Annotated in this window: 7 protein-coding genes; 4 read left to right on the top strand and 3 right to left on the bottom strand. The window is 59.8% G+C overall.

Annotated elements, in window-relative coordinates:
- Positions 1-215: 215 nt before the first annotated feature.
- Entirely contained in the window at positions 216-2,552 is a 2,337-nt protein-coding gene (locus AC1DO7_RS36255) for a hypothetical protein (protein ID WP_441619058.1), read from the bottom strand.
- 747 nt (positions 2,553-3,299) lie between these two features.
- Between AC1DO7_RS36255 and AC1DO7_RS36250 the strand changes: the two genes are divergently transcribed.
- Positions 3,300-3,941, top strand: a complete 642-nt coding sequence (locus AC1DO7_RS36250; RefSeq protein ID WP_441619060.1) for a CoA-transferase — start codon at positions 3,300-3,302, stop codon at positions 3,939-3,941.
- Between the two features lie 177 nt (positions 3,942-4,118).
- Here the strand turns inward: AC1DO7_RS36250 and AC1DO7_RS36245 are convergent, their stop codons facing one another.
- Positions 4,119-4,400, bottom strand: a complete 282-nt coding sequence (locus AC1DO7_RS36245; RefSeq protein WP_441619061.1) for a transcriptional regulator — start codon at positions 4,398-4,400, stop codon at positions 4,119-4,121.
- Between the two features lie 657 nt (positions 4,401-5,057).
- Here AC1DO7_RS36245 and AC1DO7_RS36240 point away from each other — a divergent pair.
- The gene (locus AC1DO7_RS36240) at positions 5,058-5,954 is read left to right on the top strand and encodes an alpha/beta hydrolase (RefSeq protein ID WP_441619063.1); all 897 of its coding nucleotides are present in this window, start codon (positions 5,058-5,060) and stop codon (positions 5,952-5,954) included.
- A 198-nt stretch (positions 5,955-6,152) separates the two neighbouring features.
- On the opposite strand, the gene AC1DO7_RS36235 is transcribed toward AC1DO7_RS36240, so the two are convergent.
- Positions 6,153-6,308, bottom strand: a complete 156-nt coding sequence (locus tag AC1DO7_RS36235) for a hypothetical protein (protein ID WP_441619065.1) — start codon at positions 6,306-6,308, stop codon at positions 6,153-6,155.
- A gap of 842 nt (positions 6,309-7,150) precedes the next feature.
- Between AC1DO7_RS36235 and AC1DO7_RS36230 the strand changes: the two genes are divergently transcribed.
- The gene (locus AC1DO7_RS36230; protein WP_441619067.1) at positions 7,151-7,483 is read left to right on the top strand and encodes a hypothetical protein; all 333 of its coding nucleotides are present in this window, start codon (positions 7,151-7,153) and stop codon (positions 7,481-7,483) included.
- 121 nt (positions 7,484-7,604) lie between these two features.
- The gene (locus AC1DO7_RS36225) at positions 7,605-7,997 is read left to right on the top strand and encodes a hypothetical protein (RefSeq protein ID WP_477117224.1); all 393 of its coding nucleotides are present in this window, start codon (positions 7,605-7,607) and stop codon (positions 7,995-7,997) included.
- Positions 7,998-9,142: the final 1,145 nt, after the last annotated feature.

Raw genomic sequence — 9,142 nt, 5'->3', positions numbered from 1 at the left:
GTTCCCTGACACCGCCCGGATGAGGCTGGTTTTGCCAACTCCCGCCTCGCCGAGTAGCGCGATTCTCCATGGGGCCTCAGCCTTTAACGTTTCCTGCCAGTATTGCAGGGTCGCGCGCAACGATTCCGAAGATGAAGTTGGCCAATGCGAAATGATTGAGGCCGCGTCGCGGATGAGGTGGCGGACGGCGTCGCGAGTGTCTTGAAATCCAGGCGTCACAACAGCACTCCAGTGTGAATTGAGATGCCAAGCAATTGCTCCGCCAGCTGAATGGAAGTCGACCCAGCCCCGATTGCTTGTTCCCACTGCATTTCGCTAAGCAAGACGGTCGCCGCCTCCCGGCCCGGGGCTATCGCCACTGACGCAATCGCCGAGCCGCAGTTGTCTATCCCGAGTGCCTGGCGCACTTGTCGTTCGAGCGGGGCGAGCCGGTCAACCAGCAGAAGCCTTTCACCGCCCAGCCACTCGGATAGCTGCTTCAGCTTGCTGCCGTCAGACTCACCGGGAAGCTTGAATGCGTGGTCGAGGCTGCGGGAAAATGCCACACTTGCAATCGCCAAAACGCCGGGTCGCCGCGCAACGGTGACAATATCAATGTGTTCGCGGTGCAAGTCCTGGGCAACGAGCTCGAAAGCGTGACTCAACAGGCAGCCATCAATTTTCGATGCGATGCGCTCGAGTCGCTTCGTCTCCGCGTCGAGGGAACTGCGGACGCATGCGAGGTGCTCTGAGATAGAAGCGGCCAGTTGTCCTTGCGCGCCTCCATCGTATCTACTCCCCGATAAAGCGTGTAGCCATTGATGCATCCGCCGGTGGTGTTGCCCCAGGACATCCCGCAGATCTTTCTCAAGGGAGGCGCGCCGCTGCTCCAGCACCAGATTCGCTTCGCCGATCCACCGGCTGGTGACCCGGCATACCCCTTTGTCGACGCCGAGTCCTACCGCCATGGAGAGAATCGTCGTGGCGGCAATCGTCCAGAGCGTGTCATCCACGACCGCGGAGATTAGCCATCCCGCGACGATGGCCGCTGCTGTGGATGAGATGCTTCGGAACAGAAGACGTGCGTGACGGTGCGACTTGACACGATGCCTGGCAAGCTCGAGTTGAGATACGTCAATTGAATCGTTATCGAACTGCCGTGCCCCGATGTCTGAAGCAGGAGGAAAGCTGGCCATATCGTTCGTTGTCGCCTCATTTGCCTGTAGCGCCAGGGGAAGCCATCCGGCGGCGTCGGTAAGCCCGTGCTCATCGAGCATGCCTCGCCAACCACGGCTAATAGCGTCTGCTGGAGAGGGCTCCGACAGCGCGTCGTCTATGAGACTGGCTATTGAATCCGCCGCAGCTTCAAAGCGGGATTGAAGCAAGTCAAGACTCCGGGCAAGCAGCCGGGCCGCCGTTGACCTCTGCAGTTCAAGGGAGTTTACGGCCGTCATCGCGGCATCGCGAAGTTGCCGGACGGAATCAGAGGCCTCGTCGATACACCCTCGGGTCAACTGAACATACATGTGGAGAAGGCTGGCCGGGGCCTGGAGGCGAGCCGATGCGACGCCTGAGGTCAGCAGGCGCAGAACGGCGGACTCTGCGGCCATCACATTACTTGACCGTTCGAGTGACGCGGCGGATACGCCAGGCGGTAGCACTGCGCCATGCCGTGCCAGCCACGCGGCCCGTGCGTGTATCGGAGTTACCTCGATGGCATCGATGCAGAAGCGTTGATAGATTCGCTCTGCGATGCGAGCGCCCAGTTGAGCGACGTTCCGGTTGCCCGACGCATGTCCATCCCCGCCAATCAACAGGTCAAGATCTTCATCGTGCCGCTTCACATTCAACAGTACCGCCAGGCGGCCCCGCAGCGGACCAGCTTGCGCAAGGCTGTCGAACGCCCCCGGTGCCATATCGTCATCCGTTAGTACCAGGACGAGCGTGTCGGGCCACATTGATCTGTCCCACCGCTGCGCCATGACGCCGGCATCATTGGGAGGGCTCTTCGCTACGCTTGCTTCCTGGACAAGGAGACACGCCGGGGTGTTTGCGATGGCACGGTCGGTTGGGTTCTCGCGCCGTGCCGGCGCCAGCTCAAGTGCTTGTGCCTCTCGAGCAAAGAATGCGGGCGAGCCGAAGAGGGCTTCCCTGGTGGTTGTCTTCCCGGAGCCCTCCGGCCCGACGAACAGGACAGATGGGGGATAGCCGGCGTCGGCAATACTTTCATACCCGCGCTCGAGCGCATGGGAAATGCCATCAACCTGTGAATGCAGTGTTCTGGCCCATATGCGGGACCGTTCAAGAAGTTCACTTGACGGCATTGACCCCGCCAAGGATAAGTCGCCAAGCGTATGTGCAAGGTTGCGGGAGACGTCGCCGAGCCGGCTCAGCACGGCGCGAATCGAGTCACGCTGCGCCTCCTGGAACTTTGCTGCCGCGGCACCAACGGCACGTGCGGTTGATAGTGCCGCATCGAGTTCTCGTTTGGCACAAATTGAACCGCTTGTCAGCAAATGGCGAGATGCGGCATCGGGTTCGGGCACGCCGCCAATACCGAGTTGAATAGTCATAAACGAGCCTGGCCACGAGAGATAGTCCGCGCATGCCTCTGGAGTCGTGGTTTCCAACTCGGGGTGGGGCTGGCGCGTGAAAGGTCACTCCATACGGCCCTCGGTATCTCGCTGCCGAAAGCATAGTCGAGTGGGGGCACGGATCAGGACGAGCGGGCGTCAAAGGCGGCCTTCGAAAAAAATGACTGCCTGATGCTGCCGAGGAATCCAAAGTCGAACGCGTTCTTTTTCCCAGGCAAGAAAAGCGGCGCGCCTCCCATGAGAATGCGCGCCGCGAAAGCAGCAGATGTCCAAGCTACTCGCCGCCCTGGCGTCCAATACAGGGCTCTCATGCTGCCGGCAACGGGAGGCGGGGGCCCCCAATTGCATTGCGAGGAGCGCTAGTCTAATGACAGCGCTGGCTACTTATCGGTCTTTCTGGTTTCAGATTCAGCCAAGGCATGGCTGAAAAGCCGCTACATCGCCCGCCGACTCGCGGAGCGACCACGCGGAACGTTTGGCCTTCGGCCGCCCAATGCTGGCGGAGCGAGAAGGCAATGCGACGATGGCTGGCCGAACGACGCCGGATGTTGGCCTGTGATTCATCAAATCTGCGGGGGCTAACGAGGCATTGCGCTGCTACAGTGATGCCGACGGGAATCGGGTGGCGTGTGGACTCTACAGATGTGTCAGCGAGGTCCCAGGAGGCCACGGGCCGAAACCCGTCTGGAAAGGGCAACACGGCCTTTGTGACTGAGGAAGAGTGCAATGAGTTGGACGGTAGACGAGATGGCAGAGCGCGCGGCAAGAGAGTTGCGCGATGGCGAGTTCGTGGAGTTGGGCCCGGGCTTGCCTGCCTTGGTGGCAAATCATATCGATGTCGCGAAGGAGGTTTGGGTTCATTCCGACGATAGGCTGCCAGGCATGGGCCTATACCCGACGGACGACTACATGGATGCCGATATCCTCGACGCCGGGCGAGGTGGAAAGCGCGTTGGACGGCAACTCACTCCCTTCCATTCGACGCAATCCTTCGCGGCAATGCTGAGTCCTACGGCGGATGTCGCAATCCTGGAGGCTCTCTGTGCCAGTAGCGCGGGCGAGTTCATTGAGCCAGAAAATACCATCGCCCGGCGTAAGACCGGCGGCGCACTGGGCAACGCGACATATGGCGCGGGACGCATCATTCTGCTCGTCCGAGAGTCGGGACTCGTGCATGGCTGCGGTGGGCCGTCACATATCGTCGACGCCCTGGGCGGGCATGGAATGGTCGAGCGGGCTGCGAATCGAATTATTACCGAGTGGGCCGTGCTTGATGTAACGTCTGGCGGACTGCGGTTGGTCGAGGCGGCGAGTGGCGTCACTCGCGGAGAAATACAAGCGAAGATTGGCTCGCGACTGCTTGATTAAACCGAGTGTGGAGGTGGCGAACCGGAGGCGCTTCGGCGTGCCGAAACCATTGTCCGGAACGCCAGATGCGAGTCTCGCCACGAACCGCCGCAAGAGCGATGCGTGGCGAAACCCGGGTCTTGCGCTAAGTAAGTCCAGGGGCGAATGCGCCCTTCATCGGCGCGGCGCTCCCGCTGCTCATGAGGTGACCGGGTGGCCTGGAGTGAATGCGCCAAAGGTACCCGCATGCACATCCTTGCTGAAATGTTCGAGCCAGTCGGATTCGTCACCAATAAGATACTCGCGCGAAGTGCCGGCCGAGAGACGGCGAATCGTAATCCATCCCTGCAGGCCAAATATTTCGTCGCTCTTCGGGTCGGTGGTGTCGACTTCGACAAGCACGAAGTCATGCTGAGGCAGGCTGTGCCGCTCCAGGAAGGAGAGGAAGCGCGAATGCTCGGACGGGTCGATCAGTTCCATGGTTGAATCCTTCATACATTTGTGACTGCAGGCCAGCCGGCAAGCGCGGCCCCCGGTTATCCCACGCCCCGCAAGCTTCATGCATAAGGATCGAAGCGCGGCGGACCTGAGTGCTTTAACTCTAGCAATCCCAAGCCGATGGAGACAGCCCGTAGTTCGAGCGGATGAAGACAACCACATTGTAGTTTCGGCCAAATGCCGAAGTCGACGCCTGTGATGGGGAGTCAGCAAGTGGCGGGCCGGAGGTAGCCGCGTTGCGTTGCAGCGTGCGTTGCTGCCGAGAGCGGGAAGACGAGCGTACCGTGAGGACAACACGGGCATGCGCCAATTCCGCAGCAAAAGCAGTCAACGGTATGAGGTAGCAACGCAATCGCGCCAGGAGGCCTTGTAGCCGTGGGTTCGGAACACTCGCTTGACTCTCGACCGGGCCGGCCGCCGCCGTGTCGTTTTCCATCTGGACCACGGGCCGTGTGCCCTCGAGGCGATCAGCGAGCCACCATGGCCGAAGCGTTCACTTGTATGGCAGATACTTGGTGCGCTGTGAGCCTATCCTGTTCCAAGACCGATCGCGCGCTCTCCTCTTGGCAAGGTCCACCAAGTGCTATCCGGCAGGGCCGACTGGCAGTTCTCCCAGGTAGCGCGCTGCATGGAGCAGCCATGGCATCGCAGCAGTTGAAAGATATCGTTCAGTTCCTTCGGGACCGTAATTCACAAGTCCCGGCTCAGCCAACGCTGGAGCAACTCCGAACGCACGCGGACAGGATCTACAACGAAATCGACGTCCCGCAAGGCGTTCGCTTCCTTGACGGCAACGAACTGCCGGGGACGTGGACGGCGTCCTACGGAGCGCAACGCAACCAGGCTGTCCTGTATCTCCACGGCGGCGGCTATGTCATGCATACCCCAGCGCAATACCGAACGCTGACGGCGGCCTTGTGCATCGAGACGCATCGGGATGTCTTTGCGGTTGACTATCGGAGGGCACCTGAGAACCCTTTCCCTCTCGCACTGCGCGATGCGCTCAACGCCTACCAGTGGCTGTATGACCGGCTTGGTGAGGACCCTTCCATTGTCGTGGCAGGAGACTCGGCTGGCGGCGGTCTCGCCGTGGCTCTAATGCTGCTGTGCAATCAGCGGGAGATACCGCTACCGAAGGGGGTCTTTCTCATCTCCCCCTGGACTGACCTCACCATGAGCGGTGACTCGATCCGCGCAAAGGCGGACGTCGACCCCATCATTTCAATGGAAGGGCTCCAGGCGTTCGCGCGTAGTTACCTGCAAGAGGACAATGACCCGCGGAACCCTTTGGCATCGCCCCTCTTCGGCGACCTGGCGGGCCTGCCACCAATGCTGATTCACGTCGGAGGAGACGAAAGCCTGCTGGATGATGCGACGAGGCTTGCGGCGCGAGCCGGCGCCGCCGGCGTCGATGTCACCCTCAAGGTCTGGCCTGGGATGTTCCATGAATGGCATATGTGGCACACGCGCTTACCGGAGGCAAGATCTGCGGTTCTCGAGGGTGCCGCGTTTATCCGTGGACGATTCGACGCCTGAGTGGCAGCGGTGCGCCGCACCGTGAAGTGCGGCGAGGTGAAAAGAGCAGCGGCGGACAAGGCGAATGCAAGAAGGCCCCGGATGGGGCCTTCTTGCATGTCTATCGCGATGTGGTCAGGCTGCCAGGATCCGGTGAGGAGGCCCCGCTGGGCAGGGTGAGGACAATGCCGGCGATGAGAGTCAAAACCCAGGAGTCTGCTAAACAGCGTACTTCAGCGCTGCGTTCAGCACGACAGCCATTGCGAAGCTGATGGCCCACCAGGAGACGGCGAAGGGAATCAGATTCACCAGGAGATGCCTCACCGAGTTGTGCTGCTGCTGCATGGACGCAGCGTGGATGGCTGAAGTGTTCATGATGTCCTCGTCTGTCCGATACGGCCTGTTCTTCTGTTTTCGGCCGACTTGATTACTTGGCATTGGCGCCGCACGTACAGTGCTGCGGCGGTGAATTCATTATCGGAGATGAAGGCCCGTGCCGTTAGTTATGAGATGCAGCAGTTTCAGCCAAACTGCTCGCTACCGAAGCCACTTACAGGAGAGGGCCCACCAATGCACATGGCCGAGATGGGGCGCGAGGGTTGTCGAGCTTTTAATTGGGCCTGATACGGTACCTTGGTGCGCGAATGTGTAACTGGCTGCTGCGATTGCGAGCAGCAGCGCCAGGAGATGGAGAGCCTGCATGGCGTCCTCATGACACCTGAGTTGTGTGGACGCACGGTAGTCCGACCATTTGGACACCACCAGCCTCCTGGCAGTTATCGAATCAGGAATGGACCTTCCTGCTGGTTTGGACAGCCCACACTCATCTCCCCATGGCGCAGCGTGCCGGTTCAACGTCTCATGGTTTATCAGGGGGATTTCCTGCGTACACCTGCATGGAACTCAAAATGAGAGACGACGCTAACGGCCAATATTGACAGCGCTACGGCCAGGGCCGCTCGCGCATGGCGATTACTGTCTAGACTCTGCAACTGGAACTAGTGCTGGGCAATGAGTAGCGTACGCGTGCCTGCCGATGCCTCGGTGCGCAGGCTGCCATGGATAGCGCTAGTCAGAGCAAGCCCCGGACAACCGGCGAGGGCGCCGGCGAGTCATGGTTAAGGGACCAGTGGGGACAAAAGGCTAACGACGGGAGCATTGCCTCAGCTCGCGGTTGAGTGTGCGCCGCCAGCGGTCCCCGAGTTGGGAGTAGAAAGATGATTGAACTGATAAGTATGCATGGCACGGCAGGAACCGGCATTCTGGAAGTCCGCTGCAATGATGATACGCCGCAAGATGTCTTCCTACGGTTCGTGCGCGCAAAGGTCAGCATGGAGAATCTCCTTTCAGCCTCCGCGATACTACAGACCTCGAGAAGAATGGCGCTGGACGGCGCATCGCTTCGATGGGAAGTGAAGCTTCCCGACATGCCTGCCCACCTTGCGCTTGCCCGCGCGGCACTCGACGTCATGGGAATTGCCTACCTGGATAAGGCTGGCCCCTTGCTGCAGGCCGCGAATGGAAGGAGACCGCCGCCAATTTCCCGGTAGCGATTGTTGGCAATCCGATGGCGGCAAAGCTCATCCTACAAATCGAGTGGCCCATCTCGGGAGAAACTCACCGGAAAGTCGTCGGTTGCTTATGTGGCCGACGCCAATATCAGGATTGTTCATGCGGAAGAGAGGCATTGTTGTTTTGGTCGCATTGATGCTGATGGCATTGAGGCTTCCGCTGGCGGAGGCCCTGACACTCGGAACTGGACTGCGGGAAGTCGATGCCGACTTGGCCAGCGTTGTACAGCGGCCCATCGAAAGGCGAAAGGAAGGCCGCAGTGATGACAAATCTCATATCGTCCTGGWGCGGCGCTCAATTGTCGTTCCCAACGGGCCGTTCGCACATCGCTTTCTTCAACTCGAAATTGACCGCGCCGTCACGCGTGCTGGAGGGGACGCGGCAATTCGCGTTGGAGAGAGGGAAGAGGAGGCGTATACAGAGGTGGTGGACGGTGTTACTTATCCAGCCATTAATCTGGTAGTCGACATCCTTATCGTAAAGCACAGGTAAGCGCTCCGGTCCTCCGATTTCCTGAGGAAATTGGTGGCGGTTGCATCCTTTAAAGAGCCTAGGGAGTCGCGCATTGCAAGACCAAGCATCAATAAACTACGTTCTGACCTTGAAAGACCCTCGCATGCTCCGCGAGTTGACCGCGAGCCTGGCCGAGGCGTGGTCTGACCTCCAAAACCCTTTCTCGCTCATCTACGACGAAATGCTCGCCTGTGGTCTCTCCGCCAGCGTATCGTCCTGCTTGCTGCGGAGTTCACTTTCTGTCGACATAGCGAGCGCCGGCAGTTGTGGGGAGAAGGCTCAGCTACGCGTATCGGCACGCATTGATGCGTCTGCGATTGAACGCAACCGCGAGTGCCTCGAAGGCATACTCTTGAACGTGGTCTTTCCCAGCTTAAGGCCGACGTGCGATTTCGAGGTACACGAACTCGACAGATGATGTCCGGGCGCACCGGAGAAAAATCGAGGTGACAAAATCGCCCGCATTGTGCGTGACGGCCTATTTGCGATGGTCGCGCTAATTTAATTATGGACTCTTATTATTAATATCATGAGGCTGATTGGTAAGTCGCTATTCAGGTGTTCGATTTTCGTTTCCGCGGCCTGCGTCGGTTTGGCTGCTTGCGTAGCTCCGATTCAACGATACGAAGGTACGCCGGAGGTCCGGTATGGAACCGGTGGTGCCAGAGAGGTTGTCGACGGTGTGGATGTATGGACACATGGGGAGCCTCCCAGAGCATACGAGAGAATCGGCTACACAAGCGTGGAAAGCCCAGAGGGGTGGATTGGGAACCGTATTCTTCTGTCTCGCATAGCGGGGCGAGTGCGCGAGGCAGGGGGTGACGCTGCCCTGCTTGGAGAGGCGCGAACAAGGCTCGAATCGCTTCATAAGGCCGGTGGCCAGATGCTTGCGGAGAATCGGCGCATCGTGGAAATCACTATCATTCGCTACCGATAAGTTCCGGTCGCCGGTTCGGATGTCCTGCGGCGCAATGAAGGTATCCGCGCCCAAAGCCGTGCCACGGATAGCACGTGCGTCGGCCGTCGCAGTGCTTCGCACCGGCACTGAAGCTGCACCCCGCTGCGGCATCGGGAGCCGGCAAGTGTCTCTGAGTTAACAGCCCATGGCAGGCTGAGGGTGGCAC

This window comes from Cupriavidus sp. 05N40 (assembly GCF_056397305.1).
This window is presented reverse-complemented; position numbering and strand designations above follow the sequence as displayed.